This window comes from Pseudomonas sp. B21_DOA, assembly GCA_030544685.1.
In the GTDB taxonomy this organism is placed as follows: Bacteria; Pseudomonadota; Gammaproteobacteria; order Pseudomonadales; family Pseudomonadaceae; genus Aquipseudomonas; species Aquipseudomonas fluorescens_AO.
Genome location: CP086683.1, coordinates 304,086 through 323,962 on the forward strand (window position 1 = coordinate 304,086; position 19,877 = coordinate 323,962).

14 protein-coding genes, 4 tRNA genes and 2 pseudogenes are annotated in these 19,877 nt (G+C 55.7%); all 20 read right to left on the bottom strand.

Translation table 11 applies throughout. The features are described from left to right. Positions 1 to 636: a 50S ribosomal protein L3 gene (gene rplC / locus LJU32_01510; protein ID WKV89197.1), complete on the bottom strand. Its 636-nt coding sequence runs from the start codon at positions 634 to 636 to the stop codon at positions 1 to 3. Between the two features lie 80 nt (positions 637 to 716). Next, positions 717 to 1,028, bottom strand: coding sequence for a 30S ribosomal protein S10 (gene rpsJ, locus LJU32_01515; protein ID WKV89198.1), 312 nt, complete (start codon positions 1,026 to 1,028; stop codon positions 717 to 719). A gap of 154 nt (positions 1,029 to 1,182) precedes the next feature. Next, a complete protein-coding gene (tuf, locus tag LJU32_01520; GenBank protein ID WKV89199.1) occupies positions 1,183 to 2,376 on the bottom strand; it encodes an elongation factor Tu in 1,194 nt (397 codons plus the stop codon). 31 nt (positions 2,377 to 2,407) lie between these two features. Further along, the gene (gene fusA / locus LJU32_01525; GenBank protein WKV89200.1) at positions 2,408 to 4,513 is read right to left on the bottom strand and encodes an elongation factor G; all 2,106 of its coding nucleotides are present in this window, start codon (positions 4,511 to 4,513) and stop codon (positions 2,408 to 2,410) included. A 30-nt stretch (positions 4,514 to 4,543) separates the two neighbouring features. Beyond that, positions 4,544 to 5,017: a 30S ribosomal protein S7 gene (gene rpsG / locus LJU32_01530; protein ID WKV89201.1), complete on the bottom strand. Its 474-nt coding sequence runs from the start codon at positions 5,015 to 5,017 to the stop codon at positions 4,544 to 4,546. 107 nt (positions 5,018 to 5,124) lie between these two features. After that, positions 5,125 to 5,496 carry a 30S ribosomal protein S12 gene (rpsL, locus tag LJU32_01535; protein ID WKV89202.1) on the bottom strand — a complete coding sequence of 124 codons (372 nt, stop codon included), beginning with the start codon at positions 5,494 to 5,496 and terminating at the stop codon, positions 5,125 to 5,127. Positions 5,497 to 5,712: 216 nt separating this feature from the next. Then, positions 5,713 to 9,911: pseudogene (rpoC, locus tag LJU32_01540) on the bottom strand (DNA-directed RNA polymerase subunit beta'). A gap of 64 nt (positions 9,912 to 9,975) precedes the next feature. Beyond that, positions 9,976 to 14,047, bottom strand: a pseudogene (rpoB, locus tag LJU32_01545) (DNA-directed RNA polymerase subunit beta). A gap of 221 nt (positions 14,048 to 14,268) precedes the next feature. Then, on the bottom strand, positions 14,269 to 14,634 hold the full coding sequence (gene rplL / locus LJU32_01550) for a 50S ribosomal protein L7/L12 (protein ID WKV89203.1): 366 nt from the start codon (positions 14,632 to 14,634) through the stop codon (positions 14,269 to 14,271). A gap of 73 nt (positions 14,635 to 14,707) precedes the next feature. Further along, complete coding sequence (rplJ, locus tag LJU32_01555; GenBank protein WKV89204.1) at positions 14,708 to 15,208, bottom strand: 50S ribosomal protein L10; 501 nt, start codon at positions 15,206 to 15,208, stop codon at positions 14,708 to 14,710. Positions 15,209 to 15,406: 198 nt separating this feature from the next. Next, positions 15,407 to 16,102 carry a 50S ribosomal protein L1 gene (rplA, locus tag LJU32_01560; GenBank protein WKV89205.1) on the bottom strand — a complete coding sequence of 232 codons (696 nt, stop codon included), beginning with the start codon at positions 16,100 to 16,102 and terminating at the stop codon, positions 15,407 to 15,409. Then, on the bottom strand, positions 16,102 to 16,533 hold the full coding sequence (gene rplK, locus LJU32_01565; GenBank protein ID WKV89206.1) for a 50S ribosomal protein L11: 432 nt from the start codon (positions 16,531 to 16,533) through the stop codon (positions 16,102 to 16,104). The genes rplA and rplK overlap by 1 nt, the downstream gene beginning before the upstream one ends. Before the next feature lie 118 nt (positions 16,534 to 16,651). After that, positions 16,652 to 17,185: a transcription termination/antitermination protein NusG gene (nusG, locus tag LJU32_01570; GenBank protein WKV89207.1), complete on the bottom strand. Its 534-nt coding sequence runs from the start codon at positions 17,183 to 17,185 to the stop codon at positions 16,652 to 16,654. Between the two features lie 9 nt (positions 17,186 to 17,194). After that, positions 17,195 to 17,563, bottom strand: coding sequence for a preprotein translocase subunit SecE (gene secE / locus LJU32_01575; protein WKV89208.1), 369 nt, complete (start codon positions 17,561 to 17,563; stop codon positions 17,195 to 17,197). Between the two features lie 45 nt (positions 17,564 to 17,608). Beyond that, positions 17,609 to 17,684 (bottom strand) — tRNA-Trp (locus LJU32_01580). 53 nt (positions 17,685 to 17,737) lie between these two features. Next, the gene (gene tuf / locus LJU32_01585) at positions 17,738 to 18,931 is read right to left on the bottom strand and encodes an elongation factor Tu (protein ID WKV89209.1); all 1,194 of its coding nucleotides are present in this window, start codon (positions 18,929 to 18,931) and stop codon (positions 17,738 to 17,740) included. An 85-nt stretch (positions 18,932 to 19,016) separates the two neighbouring features. Further along, positions 19,017 to 19,092: transfer RNA gene (locus tag LJU32_01590), tRNA-Thr, on the bottom strand. A gap of 27 nt (positions 19,093 to 19,119) precedes the next feature. Then, positions 19,120 to 19,193 (bottom strand) — tRNA-Gly (locus LJU32_01595). Between the two features lie 25 nt (positions 19,194 to 19,218). Next, a tRNA-Tyr gene (locus LJU32_01600) sits at positions 19,219 to 19,303 on the bottom strand. 142 nt (positions 19,304 to 19,445) lie between these two features. Next, on the bottom strand, positions 19,446 to 19,877 hold the full coding sequence (locus tag LJU32_01605; GenBank protein ID WKV89210.1) for a hypothetical protein: 432 nt from the start codon (positions 19,875 to 19,877) through the stop codon (positions 19,446 to 19,448).

The window sequence follows — 19,877 nt, forward strand, 5'->3', positions numbered from 1 at the left end:
TTAACCGCGAGCCTTGGCTGCTGGACGTACAACCAGGTTGCCGCCAGTAGCGCCAGGAACAGCACCCTTGACCAACAACAGATTGCGTTCAGCGTCCACGCGCACTACTTCCAGGGACTGCACGGTCACGCGCTCAGCGCCCATATGACCGGACATTTTTTTGCCCTTGAATACACGACCAGGAGTCTGGCACTGGCCGATAGAGCCTGGGACGCGGTGGGATACGGAGTTACCGTGGGTGTTATCTTGCCCGCGGAAATTCCAACGCTTGATCGTACCCTGGAAGCCTTTACCCTTGGACTGACCGGTTACATCAACCAGTTGACCAGCGGCGAAGATTTCAGCGTTGATCAGATCGCCTGCCTGGTACTCGCCTTCTTCAAGGCGGAATTCCATGGTGGTGCGACCAGCGGCAACGTTCGCTTTAGCGAAGTGGCCAGCCTGAGCTGCTGTTACACGCGAAGCGCGACGCTCGCCGACAGTGACTTGCACTGCACGATAGCCATCGGTCTCTTCAGTTTTGAACTGGGTGACGCGATTCGGCTCGATCTCAATGACCGTGACCGGAATGGAGACACCTTCTTCGGTGAAAATACGGGTCATACCGCATTTACGACCGACTACACCAATAGTCATGTTGTAAACCTCATGAGTGTACGGGGCTTTCACCCGCTATGGCCGCCCATTTCAGAGCGTTACACGACCAAGACCGAGTCTTAGCCGAGGCTGATCTGCACTTCCACACCGGCCGCAAGATCAAGCTTCATCAGCGCATCAACGGTTTTATCCGTTGGCTGGACGATGTCCAGAACACGCTTATGAGTGCGGATCTCGTACTGGTCACGCGCGTCTTTGTTGACGTGCGGGGAAACCAGAACGGTGAACCGCTCTTTACGGGTAGGCAGTGGAATTGGACCACGCACTTGAGCACCAGTACGTTTCGCGGTTTCCACGATTTCCTGGGTTGATTGGTCGATCAGGCGATGGTCAAAAGCCTTCAACCTGATACGGATTTGCTGATTTTGCATTGGATTTCAGACTCCGGCTGCTATTCCCACCGGGCGCAATACGCCCGTTAAAAGGAGGCGCAATTCTATAGACGCCCCCGATAGGTGTCAACCCAATAAAAAAGCCCCCGCTGAGCGGGGGCTTTTTCAATCCATCAAGCTGACTTTAAAAGCCTTACTCGATGATTTTGGCTACGACGCCAGCGCCGACGGTACGACCGCCTTCACGGATAGCGAAACGCAGACCGTCTTCCATCGCGATGGTTTTGATCAGGGTAACAGTCATCTGAATGTTGTCACCTGGCATTACCATTTCAACGCCTTCTGGCAGCTCGCAGTTACCAGTCACGTCAGTAGTACGGAAGTAGAACTGTGGACGGTAGCCTTTGAAGAACGGAGTGTGACGACCGCCTTCTTCCTTGCTCAGAACGTAAACTTCTGCGGTGAACTTGGTGTGCGGCTTGACCGAACCTGGCTTGACCAGAACCTGGCCACGCTCAACGTCGTCACGCTTGGTACCGCGCAGCAGAACGCCGCAGTTCTCGCCAGCACGACCTTCGTCGAGCAGTTTGCGGAACATCTCAACACCGGTGCAGGTGGTGGTGGTGGTGTCACGCAGACCAACGATTTCCAGCGCGTCCTGAACGCGAACGATACCGCGCTCGATACGACCAGTCACAACAGTACCGCGACCCGAGATCGAGAACACGTCTTCGATTGGCATCAGGAATGGCTTGTCGATCATACGAACTGGTTCTGGGATGTAGGTATCCAGAGTTTCAACCAGTTTACGAACGGCAGTGGTGCCCATTTCGTTGTCGTCTTTGCCTTCCAGCGCCATACGAGCCGAACCGATGATGATCGGAGTGTCGTCGCCCGGGAAGTCGTAGGTCGACAGCAGGTCACGAACTTCCATCTCAACCAGTTCCAGCAGCTCAGCGTCGTCTACCAGGTCAGCCTTGTTCAGGAAAACCACGATGTACGGAACGCCTACCTGACGGGACAGCAGGATGTGCTCACGGGTTTGCGGCATCGGACCATCAGCGGCCGAGCAAACCAGGATCGCGCCGTCCATCTGAGCAGCACCGGTGATCATGTTCTTCACGTAGTCAGCGTGACCTGGGCAGTCAACGTGAGCGTAGTGACGAATAGTCGAGTTGTACTCAACGTGAGCGGTGTTGATGGTGATACCGCGAGCTTTTTCTTCTGGTGCGCTGTCGATCTTGTCGAATTCAACGACGGCCGAACCGAAAACTTCGGAGCAGACGCGAGTCAGAGCAGCAGTCAGAGTGGTTTTACCGTGGTCAACGTGACCAATGGTGCCAACGTTGACGTGCGGTAGGGAACGATCAAATTTTTCTTTAGCCACGACAATTAACTCCTAGCCTAAAGGGGCTGAATCAGCCTTGTTTTTTGGTTACGGATTCGACGATGTGCGACGGAGCCGTATCGTATTTTTTGAATTCCATAGAGTAGCTTGCGCGACCCTGGGACATGGAACGAACGTCGGTCGCATAACCGAACATCTCACCCAGTGGAACCTCGGCACGGATAACCTTGCCGGACACTGTGTCTTCCATACCCTGGATCATGCCGCGACGACGGTTAAGGTCGCCCATCACATCACCCATATAGTCTTCAGGCGTAACAACCTCTACCGCCATGATCGGCTCGAGCAACTCACCACCACCCTTCTGGGCCAGTTGCTTGGTCGCCATGGAAGCAGCCACCTTGAACGCCATCTCGTTGGAGTCGACGTCGTGGTAAGAACCATCGAACACGGTAGCCTTCAGGCCGATCAGCGGATAGCCGGCAACAACGCCGTTCTTCATCTGCTCTTCGATACCCTTCTGGATAGCCGGGATGTATTCCTTAGGAACCACACCACCTACAACTTCGTTCACGAATTGCAGACCTTCCTGACCTTCGTCAGCAGGAGCAAAACGGATCCAGCAGTGACCGAACTGGCCGCGACCACCGGACTGACGAACGAACTTGCCTTCGATTTCACAGTTCTTCGTGATGCGCTCACGATACGAAACCTGAGGCTTGCCGATGTTGGCTTCGACGTTGAACTCACGGCGCATCCGGTCAACCAGGATGTCCAGGTGCAGCTCGCCCATGCCGGAGATGATCGTCTGACCAGTCTCTTCATCAGTTTTAACGCGGAAAGACGGGTCTTCCTGAGCGAGCTTGCCCAGAGCGATACCCATTTTTTCCTGGTCATCCTTGGTCTTAGGCTCTACGGCAACCGAAATAACCGGCTCCGGGAAGTCCATGCGAACCAGGATGATTGGCTTGTCAGCGTTGCAGAGGGTTTCACCGGTGGTGACGTCCTTCATGCCGATCAGGGCCGCGATGTCACCAGCGCGTACTTCCTTGATCTCTTCACGGGCGTTTGCGTGCATTTGCACCATACGACCCACGCGCTCTTTCTTGCCTTTGACCGAGTTGATCACGCCGTCGCCGGAGTTCAACACGCCCGAGTAAACGCGGACGAAGGTCAGAGTACCCACGAATGGGTCGGTAGCGATCTTGAACGCCAGAGCCGCGAAAGGCTCATTGTCGTCTGCATGACGCTCCATCTCTTCTTCCTCGTTATCAGGGTTGGAACCCTTGATAGCAGGAATGTCGGTCGGAGCAGGCAGGTAGTCGATAACGGCGTCGAGAACCAGGGGAACGCCCTTGTTCTTGAACGAAGAACCGCAAACGGCCAGAACGATTTCGCCGGCGATAGTACGCTGACGCAAAGCAGCCTTGATCTCTTCGATCGACAGCTCTTCGCCTTCCAGGTACTTGTTCATCAGCTCTTCGTTGGCTTCGGCAGCAGCTTCAACCATATTGTTGCGCCACTCTTCAGCCAGCTCTTGGAGCTCGGCAGGAATGTCCTTGCGAACAGGGACCATACCTTTGTCGGAGTCGTTCCAGTAGACAGCTTGCATGTTGATCAGATCGATCTGACCCTGGAAGTTGTCTTCGGAACCGATGGCCAACTGGATCGGCACCGGAGTGTGACCCAGACGCTGCTTGATCTGACCGATCACGCGCAGGAAGTTGGCGCCGGCACGGTCCATCTTGTTTACGTAAACAAGACGTGGAACGCCGTATTTGTTGGCTTGACGCCATACGGTTTCCGACTGCGGCTCAACACCCGAAGTACCGCAGAACACAACGACAGCGCCGTCGAGTACGCGCAGGGAACGCTCAACTTCAATGGTGAAGTCAACGTGGCCCGGGGTATCGATTACGTTGAAACGGTGCTCGTGAGAGTACTGCTTCTCGGAACCTTTCCAGAAGGCGGTAATGGCAGCAGAAGTAATGGTAATACCACGCTCCTGCTCCTGAACCATCCAGTCTGTGGTCGCGGCGCCATCATGCACCTCGCCCATTTTGTGACTTTTGCCGGTGTAAAACAGTACGCGCTCGGTGGTGGTGGTTTTACCAGCATCCACGTGAGCGACGATACCGATGTTACGGTAGCGGCTAATCGGAGTAGTACGAGCCATAAAGCCCTCGCAAAATTAGTGAAGCTAAAATTAGAAGCGGTAGTGCGAGAAAGCTTTGTTAGCTTCGGCCATACGGTGCACGTCTTCACGCTTCTTAACAGCAGCACCTTTACCTTCAGCAGCATCCAGCAGTTCGCCAGCCAAACGCAGAGCCATAGACTTCTCGCCGCGCTTACGGGCGAAGTCTACCAACCAGCGCATTGCCAGAGCGTTACGACGGGAAGGACGAACCTCGACCGGAACCTGGTAAGTAGCACCACCAACGCGGCGCGACTTCACTTCGACCAGCGGAGCGATGGCGTCGAGTGCTTTTTCGAAGAGTTCCAGGGGATCGGTGCCAGCCTTACGGGCCGCAACGGTTTCCAGGGCACCATAAACGATACGCTCGGCAACGGCTTTCTTGCCGCTTTCCATAACGTGGTTCATGAATTTGGCGAGGATCTGGCTTCCGTATTTCGGATCGTCCAGAATCTCACGCTTTGCTGCTACGCGACGTCTTGGCATGATAAGCCCTCAAGCGGTCTTCAGGTTAGCTCGGGACAGATCCAGAGGATGCGTGCCCGACCTTACTCTTATCGACTCAATAAAATAAAAATCTGCAAAACGGCCGATTACTTCGGACGCTTGGTACCGTACTTCGAACGACCCTGGTTACGGCCTTTAACGCCGGAAGTATCCAAGGAGCCGCGAACGGTGTGGTAACGAACACCTGGCAAGTCCTTTACACGACCGCCGCGGATCAGTACCACGCTGTGCTCTTGCAGGTTGTGGCCTTCACCACCGATGTACGAGGAAACCTCGAAACCGTTGGTCAGACGCACACGGCATACTTTACGCAGTGCCGAGTTAGGTTTTTTCGGCGTGGTGGTGTACACACGGGTGCACACGCCACGACGTTGCGGGCAGTTCTGCAGCGCAGGTACGTCGGATTTCTCGACGATACGCTTACGCGGCTGACGTACCAGCTGGTTGATAGTTGCCATCTACTAGCTCCACTGTTGTCTTGCGACGCTATTGTCTTGCAAGAAAAGCAAAATGGCAGGAACGAATTCCCGCCAAATTTAGGGGATCAAGAGTCTAAAGAGGATCTTGATTCCAGTCAAGGCAAGGCCCCGACCTCCCCACCCATCGAACCTCGACTAAATGTCTCGATTCGACGAACGGAGCGATCAGGGCCTCACGCTCGTTTATCGCAGAACTCAGTTACCGCTCGAGTTCAGCGCTTCGGTCAGTGCAGCTTCCACTTCACTGGCGCTTACGCGCAACGGCTTGTCGGCATCACGGCGACGCTTGCGCTCGCTGTGATAGGCAAGACCGGTACCGGCCGGGATCAGACGACCCACGACTACGTTTTCTTTCAGGCCGCGCAGGTAATCGCGCTTGCCGGTGACTGCCGCTTCGGTCAGTACGCGGGTGGTTTCCTGGAAGGAAGCCGCCGAGATGAACGATTCGGTGGACAGCGACGCCTTGGTGATACCCAGCAGAACGCGAGTGAACTTGGAGACAAACTTGTCTTCCGCACTCAGACGCTCGTTCTCTACCAGAACGTGAGTCAGTTCCATCTGGTCGCCCTTGATGAAGCTGGAATCGCCGGACTCGGAGATCTCAACTTTACGCAGCATCTGACGCAGGATGGTCTCGATGTGCTTGTCGTTGATCTTCACGCCTTGCAGACGATAGACGTCCTGGATCTCGTTGACGATGTACTTGGCCAGCGCGCTTACACCCAGCAGACGCAGGATGTCGTGCGGATCGCTTGGACCGTCGGAGATAACTTCGCCGCGGTTTACCTGTTCGCCTTCGAAGACGTTCAGGTGACGCCACTTCGGAATCAGCTCTTCGTACGGATCGCTACCGTCGTTCGGGGTAATGACCAGACGGCGCTTGCCCTTCGTCTCTTTACCGAACGCGATGGTGCCGCTGACTTCAGCCAGAATCGACGCCTCTTTCGGACGACGGGCTTCGAACAGGTCGGCAACACGCGGCAGACCACCGGTGATGTCACGGGTCTTCGAAGTTTCCTGCGGGATACGAGCGATAACATCACCGATCGCAATCTTCGCACCGTCAGCCACACCGACCAAGGCGTTGGCTGGCAGGAAGTACTGAGCGATAACGTCAGTGCCTGGCAGCAACAGATCCTTGCCGTTGTCGTCGACCATCTTAACTGCTGGGCGGATTTCCTTACCGGCAGCTGGACGATCTTTCGCATCGAGTACTTCAATGTTGGTCATACCGGTCAATTCGTCAGTCTGACGCTTGATCGTGATGCCTTCTTCCATGCCCACGTAGGTCACGGTACCTTTCATTTCGGTAACGATCGGGTGAGTGTGTGGATCCCACTTGGCCACGATTGCGCCAGCGTCGACCTTGTCACCTTCCTTAACCGAAATCACAGCACCGTACGGCAGCTTGTAACGCTCGCGCTCACGACCGAAGTCGTCCGCGATTGCCAGCTCACCGGAACGGGACACAGCAACCAGGTGGCCATCCACTCGCTCAACGTGCTTCAGGTTGTGCAGACGGACGGTACCGCCATTTTTCACCTGAACGCTGTCAGCTGCGGAAGTACGGCTTGCCGCACCACCGATGTGGAACGTACGCATGGTCAGCTGAGTACCCGGCTCACCAATGGACTGGGCAGCGATAACGCCGACCGCTTCACCGATGTTCACCTGGTGACCACGAGCCAGATCACGGCCGTAGCACTTGGCGCAGATGCCGTAGCGGGTTTCGCAGCTGATCGGCGAACGCACGATCACTTCGTCGATGCTGTTCAGCTCGATGAACTCGACCCACTTCTCGTCAACGAGAGTGCCGGCAGGAACGATAACGTCCTCGGTACCTGGCTTGAATACGTCACGGGCAATGACACGACCCAATACGCGCTCACCCAACGGCTCTACAACGTCACCGCCTTCAATGTGCGGAGTCATCAGCAGACCGTGTTCGGTGCCGCAATCGATCTCGGTTACTACCAGATCCTGCGCCACGTCTACCAGACGACGAGTCAGGTAACCGGAGTTAGCGGTTTTCAACGCGGTATCCGCCAGACCTTTACGAGCACCGTGAGTCGAGATGAAGTACTGAAGTACGCTCAGACCTTCACGGAAGTTCGCAGTAATCGGCGTTTCAATGATGGAACCGTCCGGCTTGGCCATCAGACCACGCATACCGGCCAGCTGACGAATCTGTGCTGCGGAACCCCGCGCACCCGAGTCGGCCATCATGTACATCGAGTTGAAAGACTCTTGGTCGACTTCGTCGCCGTGACGGTCGATGACTTTCTCTTTCGAGAGGTTGGCCATCATCGCCTTGGAAACTTCGTCGTTCGCTTTCGACCAGAGGTCGATCACTTTGTTGTACTTCTCGCCCTGGGTTACCAGGCCGGAGGCGTACTGGCTCTCGATCTCTTTCACTTCGTCGGTGGCTGCACCGATGATGCGGGCTTTTTCATCCGGGATAACGAAGTCGTTAACACCGATGGAAACGCCGGAGATGGTCGAGTAAGCGAAACCGGTGTACATCAACTGGTCAGCGAAGATCACGGTCTCTTTCAGACCAACCACGCGATAGCACTGGTTGATCAGCTTGGAGATCGCCTTTTTCTTCATCGGCAGGTTGACGACGTCGAACGACAGACCTTTCGGCACAACCTGGAACAGCAGCGCACGGCCGACAGTGGTGTCGACGATACGGGTACCGCTCACGCTGTTGCCGTCACGGTCGTTTACGGTTTCGTTGATACGAACCTTGACCTTGGCGTGCAGTGCGGCTTCGCCGGCACGGAACACACGGTCGACTTCCTGCAGATCCGCGAACACACGACCTTCGCCCTTGGCGTTGATCGCTTCACGGGTCATGTAGTACAGACCCAATACAACGTCCTGCGACGGAACGATGATCGGCTCACCGTTGGCTGGCGACAGAATGTTGTTGGTCGACATCATCAACGCACGCGCTTCGAGCTGGGCTTCCAGCGTCAGCGGTACGTGCACGGCCATTTGGTCGCCGTCGAAGTCGGCGTTGTACGCGGCGCAGACCAGAGGGTGCAGCTGGATAGCCTTACCTTCGATCAGTACCGGTTCAAACGCCTGGATACCCAGACGGTGCAGGGTTGGTGCACGGTTGAGCAGGACCGGGTGTTCGCGAATCACTTCAGCGAGAACGTCCCAAACCTCTGGCAGCTCGCGCTCGACCATTTTCTTGGCCGCTTTGATGGTAGTCGCCAGACCGCGCATTTCCAGCTTGCCGAAAATGAACGGTTTGAACAGCTCGAGAGCCATCTTCTTCGGCAGACCGCACTGGTGCAGACGCAGGGTCGGGCCTACGGTAATTACCGAACGACCGGAGTAGTCAACACGCTTACCGAGCAAGTTCTGACGGAAACGACCTTGCTTACCCTTGATCATGTCAGCCAGGGATTTCAGAGGACGCTTGTTGGAACCTGTGATAGCGCGGCCACGACGACCGTTGTCGAGCAGTGCATCGACCGCTTCCTGCAACATACGCTTTTCGTTGCGCACGATGATGTCCGGAGCGGACAGATCCAGCAGACGCTTCAAACGGTTGTTACGGTTGATCACTCGACGATACAGATCGTTGAGGTCGGAGGTCGCGAAACGACCGCCATCCAGCGGGACCAGTGGACGCAGATCTGGCGGCAGAACCGGCAGAACGGTCAGCACCATCCACTCTGGCAGGTTGCCGGAACCCTGGAAGGCTTCCATCAACTTCAGACGCTTGGACAGCTTCTTGATCTTGGTTTCCGAGTTGGTTTGCGGAATCTCTTCGCGCAGACGGCCAATCTCGTGTTCCAGGTCGATAGCGTGCAGCAGTTCACGGACAGCTTCGGCACCCATGCGGGCGTCGAAATCGTCACCGAACTCTTCCAGCGCTTCGAAGTACTGCTCGTCGTTCAGCAGCTGACCTTTTTCAAGGGTGGTCATGCCTGGATCGATAACGACATAGCTCTCGAAGTAGAGAACGCGTTCGATATCACGCAGGGTCATGTCCATCAGCAGGCCGATACGCGACGGCAGCGATTTCAGGAACCAGATGTGGGCAACCGGCGAAGCCAGTTCGATGTGCGCCATGCGCTCACGACGAACCTTGGCCAGTGCAACTTCAACGCCGCACTTCTCGCAGATCACACCACGGTGCTTCAAGCGCTTGTACTTACCGCACAGGCACTCGTAATCCTTTACCGGGCCAAAGATCTTGGCGCAGAACAGGCCGTCACGCTCGGGTTTGAACGTACGGTAGTTGATGGTTTCCGGCTTTTAACTTCACCGAACGACCACGAACGGATCATCTCCGGCGAGGCCAATCCGATACGGATGGCGTCGAACTCTTCGACTTGACCCTGGTTTTTCAGCAAATTCAGTAGGTCTTTCAAGGCCTTTCCTCCTGGCGGAGCAGAGAGCGGGCAATCCTGCCCCGCTCTCGATTCGCGTCACGTGTTATTCGGTTTCCAGATCGATATCGATGCCGAGGGAACGAATTTCCTTGATCAACACGTTGAAGGACTCGGGCATGCCCGGCTCCATACGGTGATCGCCATCCACGATGTTCTTGTACATCTTGGTACGGCCGTTCACATCGTCCGACTTCACTGTGAGCATTTCTTGCAGAGTGTAAGCAGCACCGTATGCTTCCAGTGCCCAGACCTCCATCTCCCCGAAACGCTGACCACCGAACTGCGCCTTACCACCCAGCGGCTGCTGGGTAACCAGGCTGTAAGAACCGGTAGAACGCGCGTGCATCTTGTCGTCTACCAAGTGGTTCAGCTTCAGCATGTACATGTAGCCAACGGTAACTGGACGCTCGAACTTGTTGCCGGTACGGCCGTCGGTCAGCTGCATCTGGCCGCTTTCCGGCAGGTCTGCCAGTTTCAGCATGGCCTTGATTTCGCTTTCCTTGGCGCCGTCGAACACTGGAGTGGCCATTGGAACGCCGCCACGCAGGTTGTTCGCCAGATCGAGGATTTCCTGATCGGAGAAGCTGTCCAGATCTTCGTTACGACCGCCGATCTGGTTGTAGATCTCGTCCAGGAAGGTGCGCAGTTCAGCGACTTTACGCTGCTCTTCGACCATCCGGTTGATCTTCTCGCCCAGACCTTTGGCCGCGAGGCCCAGGTGGGTTTCGAGGATCTGACCAACGTTCATACGCGAAGGTACGCCCAGCGGGTTGAGGACCACGTCGACCGGGGTGCCATTGGCATCGTGCGGCATGTCTTCAACTGGCATGATCACGGAGACCACACCCTTGTTACCGTGACGACCGGCCATCTTGTCGCCCGGCTGGATGCGGCGACGGATTGCCAGGTAAACCTTGACGATTTTCAGCACGCCTGGAGCCAGGTCATCGCCCTGCTGCAGTTTGCGCTTCTTGTCTTCGAACTTGTCGTCCAGCAGACGGCGACGATCAACGATGTAGGCCTGAGCCTTCTCGAGCTGCTCGTTCAGAGCATCTTCAGCCATGCGCAGCTTGAACCACTGGCCGTGCTCAAGACCATCGAGTACTTCGTCGGTGATGTCCTGACCTTTCTTCAGGCCGGCGCCGCCTTCGGCCTTGTGGCCTACCAGTGCGGAACGCAGACGTTCGAAAGTCGCGCCCTCAACGATGCGGAACTCTTCGTTCAGATCCTTGCGGATCTCGTCCAGCTGAGACTTCTCGATCGACAGTGCACGCGCATCACGCTCAACGCCGTCACGGGTGAAGACCTGTACGTCGATGACCGTACCTTTGGTGCCGGTTGGCACGCGCAGGGATGTGTCTTTAACGTCGCTGGCTTTTTCACCGAAGATTGCACGCAGCAGTTTTTCTTCCGGAGTCAGTTGGGTCTCGCCTTTCGGAGTGACCTTGCCAACCAGGATGTCGCCTGCGCCTACTTCAGCACCTACGTAAACGATACCGGCTTCGTCCAGTTTGTTCAGTGCAGCTTCACCCACGTTCGGGATGTCCGCAGTGATTTCCTCTGGGCCAAGCTTGGTGTCACGGGCCACACAGGTCAGTTCCTGAATGTGGATCGTGGTGAAACGGTCTTCCTGAACCACACGCTCGGACAGGCAGATGGAGTCTTCGAAGTTGAAGCCGTTCCATGCCATGAACGCGATGCGCATGTTCTGACCCAGCGCCAGTTCACCCATGTCGGTGGACGGGCCGTCGGCCATGATGTCGCTACGCTGAACGCGATCGCCTTTACGCACCAGCGGACGCTGGTTGATGCAGGTGTTCTGGTTCGAGCGGGTGTACTTGGTGAGGTTGTAGATGTCGACACCGGCTTCACCGGTTTCCACTTCGTCATCGGCAACACGAACCACGATACGGCTGGCATCGACGGAATCGATCACGCCACCACGACGAGCCACGACGCAAACGCCGGAGTCACGGGCTACGTTACGCTCCATGCCGGTACCTACCAGCGGCTTGTCAGCGCGCAGAGTCGGTACAGCCTGACGCTGCATGTTCGAACCCATCAACGCACGGTTGGCGTCGTCGTGCTCGAGGAACGGAATCAGCGACGCTGCAACCGATACAACCTGCTTCGGCGAAACGTCCATCAGGGTGACGTCTTCCGGCGCCTTGACGGTGAATTCGTTCAGGTGACGTACGGCAACCAGTTCGTCGATCAGGACTTTCTGCTCGTTCATGGTCGCCGAAGCCTGCGCGATCACGTGATCGGCTTCTTCAATAGCGGACAGGAACACGATCTCGTCGGTGACCACACCCTCTTTCACCACGCGGTACGGGCTTTCCAGGAAGCCGTACTGGTTGGTGCGAGCGTACGCAGCCAGGGAGTTGATCAGACCGATGTTCGGACCTTCCGGCGTTTCAATCGGGCAGACACGACCGTAGTGAGTCGGGTGTACGTCACGGACTTCAAAGCCTGCGCGCTCACGAGTCAGACCGCCAGGGCCGAGTGCAGAGACACGACGCTTGTGGGTGATCTCGGACAGCGGGTTGTTCTGGTCCATGAACTGCGACAGCTGGCTGGAACCGAAGAACTCTTTCACCGCCGCAGCCACTGGCTTGGCGTTGATCAGGTCTTGCGGCATCAGGCCTTCGCTTTCAGCCATCGACAGACGCTCTTTGACCGCACGCTCAACACGTACCAGGCCAACGCGGAACTGGTTCTCGGCCATTTCGCCTACGCAGCGAACACGACGGTTACCCAGGTGGTCGATGTCATCGACGATACCTTTACCGTTACGGATGTCGACCAGAGTCTTCAGTACCGCGACGATGTCTTCCTTGCACAGCACGCCCGAACCTTCGATCTCGGTACGACCGATACGACGGTTGAACTTCATCCGGCCGACCGCAGACAGGTCATAACGCTCAGGGCTGAAGAACAGGTTGTTGAACAGGGTTTCGGCAGCGTCTTTGGTTGGCGGCTCGCCTGGACGCATCATGCGATAGATCTCGACCAGCGCTTCCAACTGGTTGCTGGTGGAGTCGATCTTCAGCGTGTCGGAGACGAAAGGACCGCAGTCGATGTCGTTGGTGTACAGGGTCTCGATGCGAACGACCTGAGCCTTGGCGATTTTTGCCAGGACTTCAGTGTTCAGCTCGGTGTTGCATTCGGCCAGGATTTCGCCGGTAGCCGGGTGCACGATAGCCTTGGCGGTGGTGCGGCCGAGGACGTAGTCCAGTGGCACATCCAGCGTCTTGATACCGGCTTTTTCGATCTGGTTGATGTGGCGCGCGGTAATACGGCGGCCTTGCTCAACAATGACCTTGCCCTTCTCGTCCTGGATGTCCAGAACCGCAACTTCACCACGCAGACGCGATGGCACCAGTTCCAGGCTGAGGGTTTCGCCGCTCAGGTGGAATACGTTGGTGGTGTAGAACGCGTCCAGCACTTCTTCGGTGGTGTAACCGAGCGCGCGCAGCAGTACCGAGGCCGGCAGCTTGCGACGACGGTCGATACGCACGAAGACGCAATCTTTCGGGTCGAATTCGAAGTCCAGCCACGAACCGCGGTAAGGAATGATGCGAGCCGAGTACAGCAGTTTGCCGGAGCTGTGCGTCTTGCCGCGGTCGTGGTCGAAGAACACGCCCGGGGAACGGTGCAGCTGGGAAACGATAACACGCTCGGTACCGTTGATTACGAAGGTACCGTTCTCAGTCATCAGGGGATTTCACCCATGTAGACTTCTTGCTCTTTAATGTCCTTGATCGCTTTGTTCGACGATTCTTTGTCGAAAATGATCAGGCGCACTTTTACCCGCAAAGGTACGGCGAAAGTTACACCGCGCAATACGCATTCTTTGACATCAAATGCCGGTTCGCCCAGGCGATAACCGACGTACTCCAGCGCAGCATTGCCGGAGTAGCTGATGATCGGGAAAACGGATTTGAAGGCCGCATGCAGGCCCACGTCGCGGAACTGATCTTTAGTCGCTCCCGCTTGCAAGAATTCACGATACGAATCCAGCTGGATGGCCAGGAGGTAAGGCACATCCATGACGTCCGGCAACTTGCTAAAGTCCTTGCGGATACGTTTTTCTCAGTATATGAGTAAGCCATCAGCGTTCCCCAGCTTGGTCACCTGCTTGTTTGGCCCCTCCCGACGGGAGCAGCCAGAAAATCGTGCAAACCCCATGGTTTGCGCCACCGCATCGGGTGGTTACAGCGCCTTTATCGACACCGACCCAGTCGGCTGCCAATAACGGAAAAAGGCCGGTGGCAAGAGCCACCAGCCATCAGCCTGTCGCTTGACGCTCGGGCTGGAGGAGCAAAGTCGATGCTTACTTCAGCTCGACTTTAGCGCCTGCTTCTTCCAGCTTCTTCTTGGCGTCTTCAGCCGCTTCTTTCGAAACGCCTTCAGCTACAACCTGAGGAGCGCCGTCTACTTTCTCTTTGGCTTCTTTCAGGCCCAGACCGGTCAGTTCACGAACTGCCTTGATCACGTTAACCTTCTTCTCGCCAGCTTCCAGCAGAACAACGTTGAACTCGGTTTGCTCTTCAACAGCAGCAGCAGCTACAGCTGGGCCAGCCGAAGCGGCAGCAGCGGTAACACCGAAGGTTTCTTCCATCGCTTTGATCAGCTCAACGATTTCCACTACGGATTTCTGGCCGATTGCTTCGATGATTTGTTCGTTAGTCAGAGACATGACTCAATTCCTGAATTGGGGGACGGCCTACGCGACCATCGAAATAAACAAAAAACGCGAGAAGTGACGAGCCTTAGGCTGCGGCAGCTTCTTTCTGGTCGCGAATTGCCGCCAGAGTACGAGCCAATTTGCTGGTAGCGCCTTGAATCACGCTCATCAGCTGGGAAATTGCTTCGTCACGGGTCGGCAGAGTTGCCAGTACGTCGATCTGATTAGCTGCGAGGAACTTGCCCTCGAACGCAGCTGCCTTGATCTCGAACTTGTCCTGACCCTTGGCAAACTCTTTGAAGATACGGGCAGCAGCGCCCGGATGTTCGTTCGAGAATGCAATCAGGGTCGGGCCGGTGAACACGTCGTTGAGGACACTGTATTGAGTGTCAGCAACAGCGCGCTTGAGCAGGGTGTTACGTACAACACGTACGTAAACGCCAGCTTCACGAGCCTCTTTACGGAGTCCGGTCATTGCGCCTACTGTTACGCCACGTGCATCAACCACGACAGCGGACAGAGCGACTTTGGCAGCCTCGTTGACTTCAGCGACGATGGCCTTCTTGTCTTCGAGATTAATTGCCACGGGTTTAACTCCTGCTTGTTACCGTTTCATTCGATCGGAACCGAATGTCGTTTTGGTGTCTGATTCGGTAAGGAACCGGGAGCACCATCTGCGTAGGCTTGAGGTTTAAGGCTTGCGCCGCCTACGGTCTTGGATAGCCCCCGCCAGGCAGGGACCCCAATCTTTCAATTGGCGCGGCAATCCGCGCCAACCTTTGTCTTACGCGTCGAGCGAGCTCTGATCGATAACCAGACCTGGGCCCATGGTGGTGCTCAGGGTAACGCGCTTGACGTAAATGCCTTTCGAGGAAGCTGGCTTGATACGCTTCAGATCAGCGATCAGGGCTTCAACGTTTTCCTTCAGCTTGACGGCGTCGAAGCCCATCTTGCCAACGGAAGTGTGGATGATGCCGTTTTTGTCGGTGCGATAACGAACCTGACCAGCCTTGGCGTTCTTGACCGCGTTGGCTACGTCTGGAGTTACGGTGCCGACTTTCGGGTTAGGCATCAGGCCGCGTGGACCGAGGATCTGACCCAACTGACCTACAACGCGCATGGCATCCGGGGATGCGATCACTACGTCATAGTTCAGGTCGCCGCCTTTCATTTCGGCAGCCAGGTCGTCCATACCTACACGGTCAGCGCCGGCAGCCAGAGCGGCCTCAGCAGCTGGACCCTGGGTGAACACAGCAACGCGAACGGTCTTGCCAGTGCCGTGTGGCAGCACAGTAGCGCTACGAACAACCTGGTCGGATTTACGCGGGTCTACACCCAGGTTTACAGCAACGTCGAACGACTCGCTGAACTTGACAGTCGACAGCTCGGCCAGCAGAGCAGCGGCGTCTACAATGTTGTAGGCCTTGCCTGCTTCGATTTTGCCGGCGATAGCCTTTTGACGCTTGGTCAGCTTAGCCATTACACACCCTCCACATTAAGGCCCATGCTACGAGCAGAACCGGCGATAGTACGCACGGCTGCATCCATATCAGCTGCAGTCAGATCCGCGTTTTTGGTTTTCGCGATTTCTTCCAGCTGAGCACGGGTAACGGTGCCAACCTTAACGGTGTTCGGACGAGCGGAACCGCTGGTCAGACCGGCCGCCTTCTTCAGCAGAACCGAAGCAGGGGTGGATTTGGTTTCGAAAGTGAAGCTACGGTCGCTGTAGACAGTGATGATCACTGGAGTCGGCAGACCTGGCTCAAGACCCTGAGTACGGGCGTTGAAAGCCTTGCAGAATTCCATGATGTTCACGCCGTGCTGACCCAGAGCAGGACCAACCGGTGGACTTGGGTTAGCCTGAGCGGCCTTCACTTGCAGCTTGATGTAAGCGGTAATCTTCTTGGCCATGAGGCACTCCAATTACGGGTTCGAACGCCTCGAAAGGCTCCCCGGTTACTTGCGCGTTTATCCCAGTGACGACAAAACCCCACAGCCTAAGGCTGCGGGGTTGGGATTGCTTGTCCAGTTAGACCTTCTCGACCTGACTGAACTCGAGCTCCACCGGAGTAGAGCGACCGAAAATGAGCACCGCCACTTGGATCCGGCTCTTTTCGTAGTTAACTTCTTCCACAACGCCATTGAAATCAGCGAATGGACCGTCATTGACACGTACCGTCTCGCCTGGCTCGAACAACGTCTTCGGCTTCGGCTTGTCGCTACCGTCAGCAACGCGACGCAGAATCGCTTCTGCCTCTTTATCGGTAATTGGCGCAGGCTTGTCAGCGGTACCGCCGATGAAACCCATCACTCGAGGAGTATCCTTGACCAAGTGCCAGGTACCCTCGTTCATATCCATCTGGACCAGCACATAGCCCGGGAAGAACTTGCGCTCGCTTTTGCGCTTCTGGCCGTTACGCATTTCAACCACTTCTTCAGTGGGAACCAGAATCTCGCCGAAGCCATCTTCCATGCCAGCCAGCTTTACGCGCTCGATCAGCGAGCGCATCACATGCTTCTCGTAACCCGAGTAAGCATGCACAACATACCAACGCTTAGCCACGGGACACCCTTAGCCGACAATCAAGGAAACAAGCCAGCCGAGCAGGGAATCAAGACCCCACAACAGCAACGCCATAACCAGAACAACAGCCACGACAATCAGCGTGGTCTGCGTGGTTTCTTGGCGAGTTGGCCACACGACTTTACGAATCTCGGTGCGAGCTTCCTTAACCAGTACAAAGAAAGACTTGCCCTTCGCAGTCTGCAGGCCTACAAAGGCAGCTACAGCAGCAATGGCAAGCAAAGCGAGTACACGGTACAGGATCGGCGAAGCAGCGTAATACTGATTGCCAACAACGCCAACAACTACCAAAGCGACTACTACAAGCCACTTGAGCAGATCGAAGCGAGAGCCTTGAGCTTCAGCTTTAGGAGTCATCTATGAAGATCCTGTGAAAAGAAAGCCAGACACACCAAGTGAATCTGGCAGGTCAGGAGGGAATCGAACCCCCAACCTACGGTTTTGGAGACCGTCGCTCTGCCAATTGAGCTACTGACCTAAAACAAAATCAGGCCGACCATTATGCCGGCCCGAAAAATACATTACAACCGCTTATTCGATGATTTTGGCTACGACGCCAGCGCCGACGGTACGACCGCCTTCACGGATAGCGAAACGCAGACCGTCTTCCATCGCGATGGTTTTGATCAGGGTAACAGTCATCTGAATGTTGTCACCTGGCATTACCATTTCAACGCCTTCTGGCAGCTCGCAGTTACCAGTCACGTCAGTAGTACGGAAGTAGAACTGTGGACGGTAGCCTTTGAAGAACGGAGTGTGACGACCGCCTTCTTCCTTGCTCAGAACGTAAACTTCTGCGGTGAACTTGGTGTGCGGCTTGACCGAACCTGGCTTGACCAGAACCTGGCCACGCTCAACGTCGTCACGCTTGGTACCGCGCAGCAGAACGCCGCAGTTCTCGCCAGCACGACCTTCGTCGAGCAGTTTGCGGAACATCTCAACACCGGTGCAGGTGGTGGTGGTGGTGTCACGCAGACCAACGATTTCCAGCGCGTCCTGAACGCGAACGATACCGCGCTCGATACGACCAGTCACAACAGTACCGCGACCCGAGATCGAGAACACGTCTTCGATTGGCATCAGGAATGGCTTGTCGATCATACGAACTGGTTCTGGGATGTAGGTATCCAGAGTTTCAACCAGTTTACGAACGGCAGTGGTGCCCATTTCGTTGTCGTCTTTGCCTTCCAGCGCCATACGAGCCGAACCGATGATGATCGGAGTGTCGTCGCCCGGGAAGTCGTAGGTCGACAGCAGGTCACGAACTTCCATCTCAACCAGTTCCAGCAGCTCAGCGTCGTCTACCAGGTCAGCCTTGTTCAGGAAAACCACGATGTACGGAACGCCTACCTGACGGGACAGCAGGATGTGCTCACGGGTTTGCGGCATCGGACCATCAGCGGCCGAGCAAACCAGGATCGCGCCGTCCATCTGAGCAGCACCGGTGATCATGTTCTTCACGTAGTCAGCGTGACCTGGGCAGTCAACGTGAGCGTAGTGACGAATAGTCGAGTTGTACTCAACGTGAGCGGTGTTGATGGTGATACCGCGAGCTTTTTCTTCTGGTGCGCTGTCGATCTTGTCGAATTCAACGACGGCCGAACCGAAAACTTCGGAGCAGACGCGAGTCAGAGCAGCAGTCAGAGTGGTTTTACCGTGGTCAACGTGACCAATGGTCCCAACGTTGACGTGGGGCAGGGAACGATCAAATTTTTCCTTAGCCATCGATATCACCCTCTACAGAAGAAATTAGACAAACAATATCAACCATTAAAACAAAGGCAGATATTTTCATATCTGCCTTGTTATATGGAGCTCTTGAGCGGATTTGAACCGCTGACCTCACCCTTACCAAGGGTGTGCTCTACCAACTGAGCTACAAGAGCAAAACCCTTTTGCACAACCTGCAAACTTGGAGCGGGTAGCGGGAATCGAACCCGCATCATCAGCTTGGAAGGCTGAGGTTCTACCACTAAACTATACCCGCGGAGCCTGCAGCTCACGCTTAAATCTGGTGGAGGGAGAAGGATTCGAACCTTCGAAGTCGTAGACGTCAGATTTACAGTCTGATCCCTTTGGCCGCTCGGGAACCCCTCCTAATCAGGCCGGCATTCTATATCATACCAAACCCCTGTCAAGCATTTTCTCATTTAAAAACCTGAGGTTAGCTGCGTTGACACGCTCTACTTCGAATTCCGTTTAAGGTGTTCGCTGTGGAGCGGGCGCCATTCTATGCAAACTATTGAGTGGGTGCAACCCCTTCACACAGCATTATTTTATGTTTTAACTCATTGAATTCCTTGGAAAGGTTTTGCAACTGTTGATCGCCCAACAAACGCTGGCCGTCCGGAGCAACCGCCAGCCAGTAACCGCTTCCGGCAGCATCTTTCGGCACGGATTGCACACTGACCCTCATCGTCCCCAGACGCTGCTGCAACTTGGCAATTGAATCCTCATCAGAAAACCCACCAAGGAACAGACACTGCTGACGCGCAGCACCCTCCATCCTGCGCCCATCACCGGCTGTTTCACTAAGCAAACGAATATCCTGCTGCGAACCGCGATACAGGTTCAGAGGCGTTACGTCTTTGGCTCGCAAGGGCGCCTCCTGCTGATGCCAGACATAATAGAAGCCGTTGAGAACTACGAGGAGCAGGAACAACCAACGCAT